This window comes from Actinomadura chokoriensis, from assembly GCF_039529475.1.
In the GTDB taxonomy this organism is placed as follows: domain Bacteria; phylum Actinomycetota; class Actinomycetes; order Streptosporangiales; family Streptosporangiaceae; genus Spirillospora; species Spirillospora bangladeshensis.
In genome coordinates this window covers 1-15,797 of record NZ_BAAAMW010000012.1, presented here as the reverse complement: position 1 = coordinate 15,797, position 15,797 = coordinate 1, and the positions used below count along the sequence as shown (strand labels likewise).

14 protein-coding genes and 1 pseudogene are annotated in these 15,797 nt (G+C 72.1%); 11 read left to right on the top strand and 4 right to left on the bottom strand.

All coding sequences use genetic code 11. The annotated features are described in order from the left end of the window. Positions 1–46: 46 nt before the first annotated feature. The 4 genes from treY (at position 47) to ABFX46_RS24485 (ending at position 6,330) form a co-directional block, all read left to right on the top strand. Positions 47–2,377, top strand: coding sequence for a malto-oligosyltrehalose synthase (treY, locus tag ABFX46_RS24500; protein WP_346045537.1), 2,331 nt, complete (start codon positions 47–49; stop codon positions 2,375–2,377). After that, positions 2,374–4,146, top strand: coding sequence for a malto-oligosyltrehalose trehalohydrolase (gene treZ / locus ABFX46_RS24495; protein ID WP_346045535.1), 1,773 nt, complete (start codon positions 2,374–2,376; stop codon positions 4,144–4,146). The genes treY and treZ overlap by 4 nt, the downstream gene beginning before the upstream one ends. 140 nt (positions 4,147–4,286) lie before the next feature. Continuing rightward, positions 4,287–4,958: a response regulator transcription factor gene (locus ABFX46_RS24490; RefSeq protein ID WP_026402549.1), complete on the top strand. Its 672-nt coding sequence runs from the start codon at positions 4,287–4,289 to the stop codon at positions 4,956–4,958. A 100-nt stretch (positions 4,959–5,058) separates the two neighbouring features. After that, a complete protein-coding gene (locus ABFX46_RS24485) occupies positions 5,059–6,330 on the top strand; it encodes an ATP-binding protein (protein ID WP_346045532.1) in 1,272 nt (423 codons plus the stop codon). Between the two features lie 25 nt (positions 6,331–6,355). On the opposite strand, the gene ABFX46_RS24480 is transcribed toward ABFX46_RS24485, so the two are convergent. After that, positions 6,356–6,937, bottom strand: a complete 582-nt coding sequence (locus ABFX46_RS24480; RefSeq protein WP_346045531.1) for a GtrA family protein — start codon at positions 6,935–6,937, stop codon at positions 6,356–6,358. A 222-nt stretch (positions 6,938–7,159) separates the two neighbouring features. Here ABFX46_RS24480 and ABFX46_RS24475 point away from each other — a divergent pair, with 222 nt between their 5' ends. Further along, the gene (locus ABFX46_RS24475) at positions 7,160–8,332 is read left to right on the top strand and encodes a 5-(carboxyamino)imidazole ribonucleotide synthase (protein ID WP_346045529.1); all 1,173 of its coding nucleotides are present in this window, start codon (positions 7,160–7,162) and stop codon (positions 8,330–8,332) included. Then, positions 8,329–8,841 (top strand): 5-(carboxyamino)imidazole ribonucleotide mutase, encoded by a 513-nt coding sequence (purE, locus tag ABFX46_RS24470; RefSeq protein WP_346045527.1) that lies wholly within the window; start codon positions 8,329–8,331, stop codon positions 8,839–8,841. Before ABFX46_RS24475 ends, purE begins: the two co-directional genes overlap by 4 nt. A 4-nt stretch (positions 8,842–8,845) precedes the next feature. On the opposite strand, the gene ABFX46_RS24465 is transcribed toward purE, so the two are convergent. Further along, complete coding sequence (locus tag ABFX46_RS24465) at positions 8,846–9,259, bottom strand: CoA-binding protein (RefSeq protein WP_346045525.1); 414 nt, start codon at positions 9,257–9,259, stop codon at positions 8,846–8,848. A 43-nt stretch (positions 9,260–9,302) separates the two neighbouring features. Then, positions 9,303–10,637, bottom strand: coding sequence for a UDP-glucose dehydrogenase family protein (locus tag ABFX46_RS24460; protein ID WP_346045523.1), 1,335 nt, complete (start codon positions 10,635–10,637; stop codon positions 9,303–9,305). A gap of 114 nt (positions 10,638–10,751) precedes the next feature. On the opposite strand from ABFX46_RS24460, the gene ABFX46_RS24455 reads away from it, so the two are divergent. From ABFX46_RS24455 to ABFX46_RS24435, 5 genes are all read left to right on the top strand, one after another. Next, positions 10,752–11,921, top strand: coding sequence for an acyl-CoA dehydrogenase family protein (locus ABFX46_RS24455; RefSeq protein ID WP_346045521.1), 1,170 nt, complete (start codon positions 10,752–10,754; stop codon positions 11,919–11,921). A gap of 214 nt (positions 11,922–12,135) precedes the next feature. Next, positions 12,136–12,615 carry an ATP-binding protein gene (locus ABFX46_RS24450; protein ID WP_346045519.1) on the top strand — a complete coding sequence of 160 codons (480 nt, stop codon included), beginning with the start codon at positions 12,136–12,138 and terminating at the stop codon, positions 12,613–12,615. A 77-nt stretch (positions 12,616–12,692) separates the two neighbouring features. After that, positions 12,693–13,433: a DeoR/GlpR family DNA-binding transcription regulator gene (locus tag ABFX46_RS24445; protein ID WP_346045517.1), complete on the top strand. Its 741-nt coding sequence runs from the start codon at positions 12,693–12,695 to the stop codon at positions 13,431–13,433. After that, entirely contained in the window at positions 13,426–14,646 is a 1,221-nt protein-coding gene (locus ABFX46_RS24440) for an MFS transporter (RefSeq protein WP_346045515.1), read from the top strand. The genes ABFX46_RS24445 and ABFX46_RS24440 overlap by 8 nt, the downstream gene beginning before the upstream one ends. A gap of 151 nt (positions 14,647–14,797) precedes the next feature. After that, entirely contained in the window at positions 14,798–15,238 is a 441-nt protein-coding gene (locus tag ABFX46_RS24435; protein ID WP_346045513.1) for a DsbA family protein, read from the top strand. A gap of 104 nt (positions 15,239–15,342) precedes the next feature. On the opposite strand, the pseudogene ABFX46_RS24430 reads toward ABFX46_RS24435, so the two are convergent. Further along, positions 15,343–15,797 (bottom strand): annotated as a pseudogene (locus ABFX46_RS24430) (hypothetical protein); the annotation flags it as partial.

The following is a 15,797-nucleotide window of genomic DNA, read 5'->3' as shown; positions in this document are numbered from 1 at the left end:
ACCCGCCGCCGAGGAACCGCTCCCCACCGACCCCCCGAAGGAAACCGTGTCCGAGGATCACAGCACCGAGACCCGCTGGGCCGAAGAGCCCGTCCCGGCCGAGGACCCCGCCGCCGCACCGCCGTCCGGTACCTACCGCCTCCAACTGCGCGGGACGCCCGAGGGGTGCTTCGGGTTCGCCGACGCCGCCGCCTTGGCCCCCTACCTGTCGTCGCTCGGCGTCTCGCACGTCTACCTGTCGCCGGTCCTGCAGGCGGCGCCCGGCTCCACGCACGGCTACGACGTCGTCGACCACGCCCGGCTCTCGGACGAGCTGGGCGGGCCGGAGGCGTTCGGCGCCATGGCCGCCCGGTTCCACGCGCACGGGCTGCGGGTGCTGGTCGACGTCGTCCCGAACCACATGGCGATCCCGGAGCGGCACGACCTGAACCTGCCGCTCGCCGAGGTCCTGGAGGACGGGCCCGCGTCGCCGTTCGCGACGTGGTTCGACATCGACTGGGACGCGGGCGGCGGCCGGCTCGTCCTGCCGGGCGAGGGCGTGCCGAACTACCGCCGGTTCTTCGACATCTCCGGCCTGATCGGGCTCCGGCAGGAGGACCCGGAGGTCTTCCAGCGGACGCACGGGCTGCTGCTGAGCCTGGTCGACCAGGGCCTCGTGGACGGCCTGCGCATCGACCACCCGGACGGCCTCGCCGACCCGCGCGGCTACCTGCGCCGGCTGGCGGAGGCCGTCCCGGACTGCTGGGTCCTCGTCGAGAAGATCACCGAGGGGGAGGAGCGGCTGCCGCCGGACTGGCCGTGCTCGGGCACCACCGGCTACGACGCGCTCGGCATGATCGGCGGGCTGTTCGTCGACCCGGCGGGGGAGAAGCCGCTCACCGACTACTACGTGTCGCTGACGGGCAATCCGGCCGAGTTCGAGGCGGTCGAGCACGACGCGCGCATGCACGCCGCCACACACGGGTTGAAGCCCGAGATGGACCGCCTCTTGCGCGTCCTCCACCGGGTCGTGGGCGAACATCGTCCCGGCCTGGAGAAGGCTCTGGTCGAGCTGCTCGTCGCCATGCCCGTGTACCGCGCGTACGTCGTGCCTGGGGAGGACGCACCGCAGCAGGCCGTGGACGTCCTGAACGAGGCCGCCGACCGCGCCCGCGCCCGTCTGCCAGAGGAGCTACACGGCGACCTGGAGACCGTCGTCGACCTCGCCCTGGGACGCGGTGAGCGCACCGACGCCGAGTTCATCGTGCGGTTCCAGCAGACGTCCGCACCGCTCGCGGCCAAGGGCGTGGAGGACACGGCGTTCTACCGGTGGAACCGTATGTGCGCGCTCAACGAAGTGGGCGGCGCCCCAGGGCGGTTCTCCGTCAGCCCGGAGGACTTCCACTCGTACTGCATACGGCTCGCCCGCGACTGGCCGTTGACGATGACGACGCTCTCCACGCACGACACCAAGCGCGAAGAGGACGTCCGCGCCTGGCTGTCGGTGCTGGCGGAGATCCCGGGCGAGTGGGTGGAGGCGGTGGAACGGTGGCGGACGTGGGGTTCCGGCCCGTCGCCGCTGGAGCCCGACCTCGAATACCTGCTCTGGCAGACGCTCGTCGGCGCCTGGCCGATCACCCAGGGCCGCCTGGAGGAGTTCCTCGTCAAGGCGATGCGCGAGGCCAAGACCCGCACCTCCTGGGTCGAGCAGGACACCGACTACGAGGAGGCCGTTCTCGCCTACGCGCGGGGTGTGCTGTCCGATGCCGACCTCATCACCGACATGACGTCGTTCGTCGGCAGGCTGGCCCGCCACGCGCGCGTGAACACGCTGGGGCAGAAGCTCGTCCAGCTGGCGATGCCCGGCGTCCCGGACGTCTACCAGGGGTGCGAGCTGACCGGCCTGGCACTGGTCGACCCCGACAACCGGCGCCCGGTCGACTACGGGCGGCGCCGCGAGCACCTCGTCCGGCTCGACACCGGCCGCCGGCCGAAGGAGGTCGACGACGAGAAGCTGCTGGTCACCTCGCGGACGCTGCGGCTGCGCCGGTCGCATCCCGAGTGGTTCGGGCCCGGCTCCCCACATGAGCGGAGCGAACCGGGGGGCGCGGGGGGTCGTCCCCCCGCAGGAAGCCCGTACGAGCCGGTGGCGGCGCGCGGGCCCGCCGCCGAGCATCTGGTGGGGTTCGCGCGGGGCGACGCGGTCGCGCTCGCGACCCGGCTGCCCGTGGGCCTGGAGCGGCGCGGCGGCTGGGACGGCACGCGGGTCGACGTCCGCCACCAGGGCTGGCGGGACGTCCTGACCGGCTGCACGCACATGGGCCCGATCCTGGACGCGGCCCGCGTCTTCGAGCACCTGCCCGTCGCACTGCTCGTCCCCAGGGAGATCGATCGTTGAGCAACCGGTTCGCGGTGTGGGCGCCGGCCGCCGAACGCGTCGAGGTCGTGGCCGCAGGCGCGAGGCACCCGATGGAGGCGCGGCCGTCCGGCTGGTGGGAGGCGAGGGTCGCCGACGCGGGCCACGGGACGGACTACGGGTTCGTCCTGGACGGCGCCGACGAGGTGCTGCCCGATCCGCGTTCCCCCTGGCAGCCGAATGGCGTGCATGGGCGGAGCCGTGTCTACGACCACGGCCGTTTCGCGTGGACGGACCAGCACTGGCACGGCCGTCCGCTCCCCGGAAGCGTCCTCTACGAGATGCACGTGGGGACGTTCACACCGGAAGGGACGTTCGACGCCGCCGCCGAACGTCTCGACCACCTGGTGGCGCTCGGGATAGACGCGGTGGAGTTGCTGCCCGTCGCGTCCTTCCCGGGCCACCACGGATGGGGCTATGACGGCGTCCACCTTTGGGCGCCCCATGAGCCCTACGGCGGCCCCGACGGATTGAAGCGATTCGTGGACGCCGCCCATGCGCGCGGCCTCGCCGTCATCCTGGACGTCGTCTACAACCACCTCGGCCCGGACGGGAACCGCCTGGCCGACTTCGGGCCGTACTTCACCAGCGCCCATGCCACACCCTGGGGCGACGCGGTGAACTTCGACCAGGAGGGATCGGACGAGGTCCGCGCGTTCGTCGTGCGGAACGCGCTGATGTGGCTGCGCGACTACCACGTCGACGGGCTGCGGATCGACGCCGTCCACGCCATCACCGACGACAGCGCCGTGCACGTCCTGGAGGAAATGGCGCGCGCGGTGGCCGCGGAATCGGCCCACCTTGGGCGGGCGCTGTTTCTCATCGCAGAATCCGACCTGAACGACCCGCGCCTGGTGACGTCCAGGGAGGCCGGTGGATACGGCCTCGACGCGCAGTGGAGCGACGACTTCCATCACGCTCTGCATGCGGCGCTCACCGGTGAACGGCAGGGCTACTACTGCGACTTCGGCTCCCTGGAAACACTGAAGAAGGCCATTACCAGAGTCTTCGTCCATGACGGGACCATGTCCACCTACCGGGGGAGGTGCCATGGGCGTCCGGTGAACGTCGGGGAAACGCCCGCACACCGTTTCCTCGGCTTTCTGCAGAATCACGACCAAGTCGGCAACCGCGCCTCGGGCGACCGCATCGGCACCCTCTTGCCGTCCCCAGCCCTGCTCAAAGTGGGCGCGGCGCTGCTCCTGCTCGCGCCGTTCACGCCGATGCTCTTCATGGGCGAGGAATGGGGCGCGTCCACCCCGTGGTGCTACTTCACCGACCACCAGGACCCCGACCTGGCCCGGGCCGTCAGCGAGGGCCGCCGCCGCGAGTTCGCGCGGCACGGCTGGACGGGCGAGGTTCCCGATCCACAGGCTGTGGACACGTTCCGCCGCTCCGTCCTCGACTGGGCCGAGCCCGACGACCCGACCCACGCTGACCTGCTTGAATGGCATCGCGCCCTGATCTCGCTGCGCCGGTCCAGGCCGGAGTTGAACGATCCGCTGCTGACCGCGGTGACGGTCGAGGCCGACGAGAACGGGGCGCGCTGGCTGATGATGTGGCGCGGCGGGGTCTGCGTCGCGGCGAACCTCGGCGACGTCCCGGTGGTCCTCCCGGCGGCGCCGCCCGGCGGGCGCGCCCGGCTGCTGCTCGCGTCAGATCCGGCAGTCCGCCTCAATGAGGACGGAGTCGGCGATTCCGGAACGTCCTCGATCGAGCTGCCGGCGGCCTCGATCGGGGTTTTTCACTGACCCGGGGACACGTGTAATGCGGTGTAGACCCGGGTATTGCCGGATATGCCGTGTTCGCGAATGTACTACGAGTTGCAAACCGCAGGTCAAGAGCGCGGCGGCAGCCCGGTAATGGTCAAGAATGGTCATACGATCGGTTCATGACCTCAGTACTGCTCGCCGAGGACGACACGTCCATCTCCGAGCCTCTCGCCCGCGCGCTGCGTCGCGAGGGGTACACCGTCGAAGTAAGCCCGGACGGCCCGCAGGCGCTGGAGCGGGCGCTCGGCGGCGGTGTGGACCTGATCGTCCTGGATCTCGGCCTTCCCGAACTGGACGGCCTTGAGGTGGCCCGCAGGGTACGGGCCGAGGGGCACGGCGTGCCCATCCTGATCCTGACCGCCCGGGCCGACGAGGTCGATACCGTCGTCGGGCTCGACGCGGGCGCCGACGACTACGTGACCAAGCCGTTCCGGCTGGCCGAGCTGCTCGCCCGGGTGCGGGCGCTGCTGCGCCGGGGCAGCACCGAGACCCCGATCGTCCAGGGGGTGCGGATCGACGCCGAGTCGCGCCGCGCCTGGATGGGCGAGCAGGAGCTCCAGCTGACCACCAAGGAGTTCGACCTGCTGCGCGTCCTCGTCCGGGACGCCGGCAAGGTCGTGACCCGCGAACAGATCATGCGCGAGGTGTGGGACACCAACTGGTGGGGTTCCACCAAGACCCTCGACATGCACATTTCCTGGCTGCGCCGCAAGCTCGGCGACGACGCCGGCAGCCCCCGCTACATCACCACGGTGCGGGGCGTCGGCTTCCGGTTCGAGCGCGGCGACTAGCACCGGTCCGCCGCGGCCGCGCGGGACGCCGGGGGCCTTCCCGAGAGGCCCCCGGGCACCCGTGCCGCGCGCCCGCGGCCCCACCCTCGAAGGAGCCCTGATGAGGCGCCGACTCCTCCTGTCGACGCTCGCGGTGGCGGTGGTCGCGATCCTTCTGCTCGGCATACCCCTCGCCTGCGCCGCCCACAAGCTCGTCTACGAGGAGGCCGGCCGGTCGCTCGACCGGGAGGCGTCCTCCATCGCCGGCGGCGTCGGGTACAGCCTGGAGAAACCGCAGCCCGTCACCCCCGCGATCATCGCCCGCGAATACCCGGGCCGGACCATCTCCGTCACGCTGCCGGACGGCCGCACCCTCACCGCCGGGCCGCCGCGGCACGGCCGCGTCCTCAGCGCCACCGCGACGCACGGCGCGGTCCGCGTCCGGGTGTCGCGGCCGGCGTCGGAGGTCCGCGACGCCGCGCTGCGGCTGATCATGCTGATCGCCGGCCTGGCGCTGCTCGGCGTCGCCGTCACCGTCGGCCTGGCGATGGTGCAGGCCCGCAGGTTCATGCTGCCGCTCCGCGAGCTCGCCGAGACCGCCGACCGGCTCGGCAGCGGCAACGCCCGCCCGCGCCCCCGCCGCTACGGCATCCCGGAGATCGACCAGGTCGCCGAGGTGCTGGACCGCAGCGCCGTCCGCATCACCGACCTCGTCGTCGCCGGCCGCCAGTTCGCCACCGACGCCAGCCACCAGCTCCGCACCCCGCTGACCGCGCTGTCCATGCGGCTGGAGGAGATGATCGAGGCCGCCGAGTACCCCGACGTCGTCCGCGAGGAGGGCGCCGCCGCCGTCGCGCAGACCGAACGGCTCGTCGCCGTCGTCGAGCAGCTGCTCGCCCGCGCCCGGCACGACCCGACCGGCGGCGCCGTCCCGTCCCCGATCGACGAGATCATCGCCCAGCAGGTCAAGGAGTGGCGGCCGAGCTTCCGCAAGGCGGGACGGGAGGTCCGCATCATCGGCGAGCAGGGCCTCGTCGGCCTCACGAACCCCGAGGGCCTCTCCCAGATCGTCGCGACGCTGCTGGAGAACTCGCTGACCCACGGCGCCGGAACCGTGACCATCCACACCAAGCCGGGCGCCGGGTCGGTGGTCGTGGAGATCGGCGACGAGGGCACCGGGATCCCGCCCGAACTCGAACCCCGCATCTTCGACCGCAGCGTGAGCGGCGCCCACGGCACCGGCCTCGGCCTCTACCTGGCCCGCTCGCTGGCCGTGGTGGACGGCGGCCGGCTGGAGCTCATCCAGTCGCGCCCCGCCGTCTTCGGCGTCTTCCTCCGCGAACCCGCCGAGGCCCGCCTCGCCACCGAACGGGTGGTCATGGGCCCCGCGTGACCGAGCGCGGGGCCCGGGGCGCCGGTCAGATCTCGGCGTAGTCCTCGGTGTGGGAGTCGAGGGGGTGGCCCAGGCGCGGCGCGGGGCCGGTGCGGCCGACCGCCCGGTGGATGCCCGGCCCCTCGGGGGCGGCGGGCGCCTCGGGCAGGCCGGACGCGGGGTCGACGCTCGGGGCGCTCGCCGGCAGGAACACCCACTTCTTGTACGACCAGAAGCGGAACAGCGTCGCCACGCCGGTGCCGATGACCAGCGCGATGTTGTAGAACACGGCGCCGTCCAGGCCGAGGACGTAGTGCGAGAAGCCGATGAACAGCTCGGTGATGACGAGCCCGACGCCGTTCAGCGCGAAGAACAGCACGTACTCGCGGCCGAGCCCGGTGCGGTCGCGGTGCCGGAACGTCCAGTACCGGTTCGCCAGGTAGGAGAACGTCGTGGCGATGATCGTGGCGACCCCGTTGGACGTGAGCGGGCCCACTCCCATGCCGGTGTGCAGGCCGTTGCCGATCACGACCGTGATCACGAACGCGATCGCGCCCACGCTGCCGAACTTGGCGAGTTCCTGCACGAGGTGCGCGAACCGCCGGTGGAGTTTGGCGACCAGGCTCACGAAGGGGAACCGTCCTTCCGGACTTCGTTGTACGCCGCGGCGGGCGGCGCGGCGGCTGATGCGGAGGCATCACGAGGATAGACGCCCGGGGCGGCGGGGACGTCGGAACATGAACGTTTCACCCTCACCCGGCGTTCCCTGCCCAATGCCGGGATGCCCACACACGCTACGACGCCGGCGGCCGGGGATTCGTTCATGCCGCCCGGCCGATAACCTTCTGACGTGACAGTTCCAGCTGATACCCCCGTCGTCGGAATGGCGGGCGGAGGGCAGCTCGCCCGGATGACGCAGCAGGCCGCGATCGCGCTCGGCGTGTCGCTGCGCGTCCTCGCCGGGGCACCGGACGAGTCGGCCGCCAAGGTCGTGTCCGACGTCCGGGTGGGGGACGACCGGTCCCGCGACGACCTGCTGGCGTTCGCCAAGGGCTGCGACGTGGTGACGTTCGACCACGAGCACGTCCCGGGGCCCCATGTCCAAGAGCTGGAGGACTCGGGCGTCCCGTGCCGCCCGGGCGCGGCGGCCCTGGCCCACGCGCAGGACAAGCTCGTCATGCGCGACAGGCTCAGCGGCCTCGGCGTCCCGTGCCCCGCCTACGCGCACGTGCCGCCGTCCGGGCCGGTGGAGTTCCTGGAGGCGTTCGGCCGCGAGCACGGCTGGCCGCTGGTCCTGAAGGCCACCCGCGGCGGGTACGACGGCAAGGGCGTCTGGGTGGTGGATGAGCCGTCCGGCCAGGTGGAGCGGCTGCTCGCGGAGGGCGTCGACCTGATGGTCGAGCAGCACGTCCCGTTCCGGCGGGAGCTGGCCGCGCTCGTCGCGCGCTCCCCGTACGGGCAGGGCGCCGCGTACCCGGTCGTGGAGACCGTCCAGGAGGGCGGGATCTGCACCGAGGTGATCGCGCCCGCGCCGGCCCTGCCGGAGGACCTCGCGGTCGAGGCGCAGGGCCTCGCGCTCCGCATCGCGAACGAGCTGGGCGTCGTGGGGCTGCTCGCGGTCGAGCTGTTCGAGACCGACGACGGCCTGCTCGTCAACGAGCTGGCCATGCGCCCGCACAACTCCGGGCACTGGACGATCGAGGGCGCCCGCACGTCGCAGTTCGAGCAGCACCTCCGGGCCGTCCTCGACCTGCCGCTCGGCTCCACCGAGCCGACCGCGCCGTACACGGTCATGGCCAACGTGCTCGGCGGCGACGACCCGGACGTGTACTCCCGCTACATCCACGTGATGGCGCACGACCCGGCCGTCAAGGTCCACATGTACGGCAAGGAGTCGCGGCCGGGACGCAAGATCGGCCATGTCACCGCGCTCGGCGCCGACCTCGCCGACGTCCGCGCACGGGCCCGCCACGCCGCCGACTACCTGCGGTGGGGGACGAAGATGGGGGAGCACCAAAAATGAGCGAGGCGGGCATGGGCGATGGGCCGGTCGTCGGGGTGGTGATGGGCAGCGACTCGGACTGGCCCGTCATGGAGGGCGCCGCGCAGGCGCTCGCCGAGTTCGGCGTCCCCTACGAGGCCGACGTGGTGTCCGCGCACCGCATGCCGCACGACATGATCGCCTACGGGGAGGGCGCGGCCGACCGCGGCCTCCGCGTGATCATCGCGGGTGCGGGCGGCGCCGCGCACCTGCCGGGCATGCTCGCCGCGGTGACGCCGCTGCCGGTGATCGGCGTCCCGGTCCCGCTGAAGTACCTGGACGGCATGGACTCGCTGCTGTCGATCGTGCAGATGCCCGCCGGCGTCCCGGTCGCGACGGTCGCGGTCGGCGCGGCCCGCAACGCGGGGCTGCTGGCGGTCCGCATCCTGGCCGCGTCCGACGCGGAGCTGCGCGCCAAGATGGCCGTCTTCCAGCAGGACCTCTACGGCCAGGCGAAGGCGAAGGGCGCGCGGCTCCGCGAGAGGCTCTGAGCGTTCAGCGGCGCAGGGCCCACTCGACGCCGGGGCAGCGGTCCATGACGACGTCGAGCCCGGCGTCCCTGGCGCGCCGCGCCGCCGCCTCGTCGATGACCTGGAGCGGCAGCCACACGGCCTTCGCGCCGGCCGCGATCGCCTCGTCCACCGCCTGCCCGGCCTGCTCGGCGCGCCGGTAGACGCCGACCACGTCCACCTCGCCGGGGACGTCGGCGAGCGAGGCGTACCCCCGCTCGCCGAGCACCTCCCGCGCCGCCGGGTGGACGGGGATGATCCGCTTGCCGCGCTGCTGGAGCAGCCGGGCCTGGTTGTAGACCTCGCGGTCCGGGTTGTCACCGAGCCCGACGAACGCCCACGTCGCGGACTCGTTCAGCAGCCGCCGGATCACGTCCTGGTCGGCGAATTCGTCACCCATGCCCACGACAACAGCGTTTGCGATCTTTTGCTTCCCGGCGGTGTCAGGGGCGGCCGAGGGCGCGGTAGTTCCAGCCGGCCGCGCGCCACCGCTCGGGGTCGAGCGCGTTGCGCCCGTCCACGATGTTGCGTTCGGCGACGACGCCGGCGAGCGCGGACGGGTCCATGCCGCGGAACTCCGGCCACTCGGTCAGCAGCAGCACCACATGCGCGTCGCGGGCCGCGGACAGGGCCGAGTCGCCGTACTCCAGGGTCGGCTGCGCGCGGCGCGCGTTCCGCATCGCCTGCGGGTCGTACACGGTCACCCTGGCGCCCTGCGCCCTGATGGACGCGGCCACGTCCAGCGCGGGGGAGTCGCGGACGTCGTCGGAGTTCGGTTTGAACGCGGCGCCGAGGACGCAGACCGTCCGTCCGGCGAACGAGCCGCCGAGCAGCTGCCGGGCGAGGTCCACCATCCGGATCCGCCGCCGGATGTTGATCTCGTCGACCTCGCGCAGGAACGTCAGCGCCTGGTCGGCGCCGAGCTCGCCGGCCCGCGCCATGAACGCCCGGATGTCCTTGGGGAGGCAGCCGCCGCCGAAGCCGAGCCCGGGGCCGAGGAACTTTCCGCCGATCCGGTCGTCGTAGGACAGCGCCTCGGAGAGCTTCGTCACATCGGCGTGCGCGGCCTCGCAGACCTCCGCCATCGCGTTGATGAACGAGATCTTGGTGGCGAGGAAGGCGTTGGCCGACACCTTCACCAGCTCGGCGGTCGGGAAGTCGGCGGTGATGAACGGCGTCCCCTCCGCGATCATCGACCGGTAGATCTCGCGGAGCACCTTCTCGGCGTGCTCGGCGGCCCCCTGCTCGGCGGGCAGGCCGGCCACGATCCGGTCGGGGTGCAGGGTGTCCTGGACGGCGAACCCCTCGCGCAGGAACTCGGGGTTCCAGGCGAGCACGGCGTCGCCCCCGGCCGGCGCGACCCGGTTCAGGGTCTCGGCCAGCCGCGCCGCCGTCCCGACCGGAACGGTCGACTTGCCCACGATGAGGCAGGGCCGCTGGAGCAGGGGTGCGAGCGACGCGATCGCGTCGTCGACGAAGCTGAGGTCGGCCGCGTACTCCCCGGCCTTCTGCGGCGTCCCCACGCACAGGAAGTGGACGTCGCCGAACTCGGCGGCCTCCTTGTAGGACGTGGTGAACCGCAGCCGCCCGGTCTCCAGGCCCCGGCGCAGGACGGGCTCCAGCCCCGGTTCGTAGAACGGCAGGTCGCCGTCCGCCAGGCGCGCGATCCGCTCGGCGTCGACGTCGAGGCCGAGCACCTCGAACCCGAGGTCGGCCATGCACGCCGCGTGCGTGGCGCCGAGGTACCCCGTTCCGATGACCGTCAGCCGGTAGGTCAAGACCCGCTCCCTTCGATTCGCGGTCGCCGACGAGCGGCCCTGATGGAGACGTGCCCGCTTCGAGCCCGTACCTGCGCCGCCCGGCAGGCCCTACTGGCGGGTAGCATCTGCGGCATGAGTTCTGACTTTCCCACGTATGCGCCGTCCGAGGAGCATGAGCTGCTGCGGCGTACGGTGCGTGAGCTGGCCGAGGCCAAGATCGCTCCTTTCGCGGCGGAGGTGGACGAGGAGTCCCGGTTCCCGCAGGAGGCCCTGGACGCGCTGGTCGCGGCGGATCTGCATGCGGTGCACGTGCCCGAATCGTACGGGGGCGCCGGAGCGGATGCGCTCGCCACGGTGATCGTGATCGAGGAGGTCGCGCGGGCGTGCGGGTCGTCGTCGCTGATCCCGGCGGTGAACAAGCTGGGCACGGTGCCGGTGCTGCTGGCGGGCGGGGAGGAGCTGAAGAAGAAGTACCTGGCGCCGGTGGCGCGGGGGGAGGCGATGTTCTCCTATGCGCTGTCGGAGGCGGACGCGGGTTCGGACGCGGCGGGGATGAAGACCCGCGCGGTGCGTGACGGTGACACGTGGGTGCTCAACGGCGCGAAGATGTGGATCACCAATGCGGGGGTGTCGGAGTACTACACGGTGATGGCGGTGACCGACCCGTCGGCGGGTGCGCGGGGGATCTCGGCGTTCGTGGTGGAGAAGGGCGATCCGGGGGTGTCGTTCGGGGCCAAGGAGCGCAAGCTGGGCATCAAGGGCTCTCCGACGCGGCAGGTGGTCTTCGAGGACACCCGCATCCCGGCCGACCGGATCATCGGCGCGGAGGGGACGGGTTTCAAGACGGCGCTGGCGACGCTGGACCACACCCGGATCACCATCGCCGCGCAGGCTCTCGGCATCGCCCAGGGCGCGCTGGACTTCGCGCTGGGGTATGTGAAGGAGCGCAGGCAGTTCGGCAAGCCGATCGCCGATTTCCAGGGTGTGCAGTTCATGCTGGCCGATATGGCGATGCGGCTGGAGGGCGCCCGGCAGCTGACCTACCATGCGGCGATCAAGTCCGAGCGGGCGATGAGCGGTGAGAAGATCGCCGACCTCACCTTCGTGTCCTCGGCGTGCAAGGCGCTGGCCTCGGATGTGGCGATGGACGTCACCACCGACGCCGTGCAGTTGCTGGGCGGGTACGGGTACACCCGCGAGTTCCCGGTGGAGCGGATGATGCGCGACGCGAAGATCACCCAGATCTACGAGGGCACCAACCAGATCCAGCGCATGGTCATGGCCCGCCAGCTCCTCAAGTAGCCCGGGAGAATTGGACGACTTTCGGAATGGAACTTCCATGACCAAGATCCCTTGAGCCATGCTTGTGGCACTGTCACCGTGAGTCGGTGCATGTGCGCGCTCGGTCGCCGTTACAGAGGGCGACATTCTCATGGCGAAGGGTCCGCTTCGTCGCGCTGAGCATCGCGCGTCCGGCGGTCGGTGACGTGGCCCCCGGAGTCGAAGGAGAAGTTCCATGTCGGTGTCTGTCGGCGCTGTGCGCGGGGCGCGGCCGCCGGTGAGCGTCGGACCGGTTCGCGAAGAGGTGCTCGGGGTGGCGGCCCTTCCGTCCGCTCTGCCGGTCGCGGGGTTCTTCGCGCACGCGCTGCTCGGGTCGTGGGAGGTGGGCGAAGCCTGCCGCTGGGCGTGCCGGCAGGTTCTGCCCGAACTGGTCGGCAGTGTGCTGGAGGCGACCGGTGGCCTGAGCGGGACGGACGTCGAGGCGCGCGGTACCGCGATGATCCTCGTGCGGTTCCGGTTGTGCGCCGCGCACCTGGTCGTCGAAGTGCGTGACGACAGTGCGGCGGTGATGGGGCCCGGGTACGCCGCTCCGCTGGGCGAAGGCGGGCGCGGGCTCATGCTGGCCGACTCCCTCGCGTCCGGGTGGGGGGCGTACACGCTGGACGCCGGCAACGTCGTGTGGGCGGCGTGGGACATCGCCGGCAACCGCCTCTGAGGCCCTGCTCCGTCAGTTCTGTGTTGACTTCCGAACATTCCCGCTGTTCGATCTAACACGTGGAGAGTTCGGAACGGGTGGCCGTGCTCATTGAGCGGTTGCGGACCACCGAGCACGTGACCGTCGTGGAGTTGGCCGAGGAGACCGGGGCGTCGGAGATGACGATCCGGCGCGACCTCGATCAGCTCGCCGAGCGCGGGGTGCTGCGGCGGGTGCGGGGTGGGGCCGTCAGCCTGCTGCTGCGGGGCGAGGCGATGCCCTTCGCCGTCCGGGAGCAGGAGTCCGCCGAGGTCAAGGAGCGGATCGCCGCCGAGGTCGGCGGGCTGCTCACCGATGGTGAGGCGGTCATCCTGGACGGCGGCACGACCACGCTCACCGTCGCCCGCGCGATCGCCGGGCGGCGGCTCACCGTCGTCCCGCTCGATCTGCACGCGGCGAACGCGCTCAGCGGCGCTCCGCAGGTGCGGCTGCTGGTCCCCGGCGGGCGGACGAAGCCCGGGGCCCTGGCGTTCACCGGCCCGCTGACCGAGGCGTCGCTGGCCTCGCTGCGCGTCGACACCGCAGTCCTCGGGGTGTGCGGGCTGTCGGCCGAGCACGGGCTCACCGCCCACGAACTCGACGAGGTCCCGGTCAAGCGGGCGGCGATCGCCTCGGCCCGGCGGGTCGTCGCGGTGTGCGACGGGAGCAAGTTCGGGCGTACCGGCCTCGGGCTCGTCTGCCCGGTCACCACGCTCGACATGGTGGTCACCGACCGCTCCGCGCCGGAGGCGGCCGTGTCGCGCCTCCGCGACTCCGGGGTGGACGTCCGCCTTGTCTGATTCACGGCGGTCGTTGCGGGCGGGCCGGATCGCCACCTTCGGCTACTTCGGGCTGAACGGCTTCCTGCTGGGCATGTGGATCGTCCACATCCCGGTCGTCGAGGACCGGACGGGCATCGGCCACGCCCTCCTCGGCTGGCTCCTGCTGCTGCTCGGCGCCGGGGCCCTCGGCGGAATGCAGATCGCCGGGCGCCTCACCGACCGCGTCGGCGCCCGCGGCGTCGTGCCGCTCAGCGCCGCCGTGTGCAGCGCCGCGCTGGTCCTGCCGGGTGTGGCCACCGACGCCTGGACGCTGGGCGCGGCACTCCTGCTGCTCGGCGTCGGCAACGGCGCCCTCGACGTCTCCATGAACGCGCATGCCGTCCAGGTGGAACGCGGCTACCGGCGTCCCGTCATGTCCGCCTTCCACGCGACCTTCTCCCTCGGCGGCGTCCTCGCCGCGCTGGTCGGCGCCCGGACGCTCGGCTGGGGCTGGAGCCCGGCGGCGACGCTGGGCGGCGTCGCGCTGGCCGGTGTCGCCGCGGCCGCGCTGACGGCCCCCGCGCTGCTGCGCCGCGAGGCGCCTCGGGACGTCCCCGCCGCCGCACGGCGGACCCGGACGCCCCGGCGCATCTGGATGATGGCCGCCCTCGCCCTGATGGTCATGCTGTCCGAGGGCGTGGCCAACGACTGGAGCGCCCTGCACCTGCGGGACGGCCTGGACGCGTCCGCCGCCACCGCCGCCCTCGCCTACGGGGCCTTCGCCACCGCCATGACCATCGGCCGCCTGCTGGCCGACCGGGTCGCGGCGCGGTTCGGCCCGGTGGCCGTCCTCCGCTACGGCGCCGCGACGGCCGCGCTCGGCGGGGCGATCGCGGCCCTGTCGCCGTGGGTCCCGTCGGCCCTCGCCGGCTGGGCCCTGTTCGGGGCCGGGCTCTCCGGCTGCGTCCCCCAGCTGTTCAGCGCGGCGGGCCACCACGACCAGGACGCCGTCGGCGCCAACGTCTCCCGTGTCGCCGGACTCGGGTACCTGGGCATGCTCGCCGGTCCGGCCGTGATCGGGCCGCTGACCCACGTCATGCCGCTGAGCCTCACGTTCTTCCTGCCCGTGGCGCTGTGCGCCATCGCCGCCGCCGCAGCGGGCATCCTCCGCCCGCCGCCCAGCGCACCGAGCCCCGCCCGCCCCGCGAAACCGGACTCGGTCACCAGCACGGCAGAAGGCCCGCGGCCGTAGGGAATGGCGCAAATACATCTGCCGTGGCGATCCCGCTTTTATTTATTACGGCCGAAGGCGGTGCCTGCGATGAAGTTCAGCCGGTCGAGAACTGGAGAGTGGCGAGCCGGGAGCACAGCGGGCGGAGTCCGCCTACGCATCCTTGGGAGATGTGCCCGAGAAGCTCGGCCCCGACAGCACGACCATCGTGATCGGCGATCCTGACGCGAAGGTCTACGTGCATCTGTACGAAGATCCGCGCTGCCCGTACTGCAAGGAGTACCACGCCGTCCTCTACCGGAACCAGCCTGCGGAGTCCACCGACGGATTCACCGATGAGCGGCTACTGGAACTGGCGTCCAAGGTGGACGGGTTGCGCGGCGAAGAGTTCGATGCGGCCATCGCGACGATGAAGTACAAGGACTTCGTGGAAGCGTCGCAGAAAGCGTACGAGATGGCCGGCACGAGCAGTTCGGGCCGGGCGGGGCCGGGCACTCCCACCGTCGACGTCAACGGAACGCGGGTGCCTCCCGAAGACAGCGCCGTCCTCTACACCAAAACCGTATTCGCCACGATGCTCACTAACTATTCCCTCTTGCCGAGGGAGCCCTGACCGCCGCCGCGGCGCAGGAGGCGGGCATCAGCCAGGTCGCCTTCCCCGGAGATCGTCTACCGCCATCGCGCGGGGCGGGCGTCGCCGCCCGCCCCCGGCGTGGGTCAGTCGCGGGAGATCTTCAGGCTGATCGTGCCGTCCCGCTCCAGTTTCGGACGGAACGTGATGCCGTTGTTCGTCACGCTGGAGCCGGAGCGCGTGGCGTTCATCGTGCTGACCATTGTGCCGTTCCAGCCGTGGCTGGAGAGGGTGACCAGGTTCCCGTCGATCCCGATGTGCACCGGGTCGAGCTTGTACTTCTTGTCGAACCTGATGGTCTGGTCGTCGTGGATCTTGATCTCGCACTCGGCGTCCGCGCACTCCTTGGGCCCCTTGGCGTCCGTGCCGGTGTCGGCGGTCGAGTCCCCGCCGTCCGCGGCGGGCGGCGGGGCCGCCTGCGCCGGCGGGACCTGGGCGGCGGGCGGCGCGGCCGGCGGCGGCGCGGCGGCGACGGCCGGCGGCGCCGGGTCGGGTGCGGACGGCGCGGGCACGCCAGGACCGGCGGCGGAACCGCCCGGCC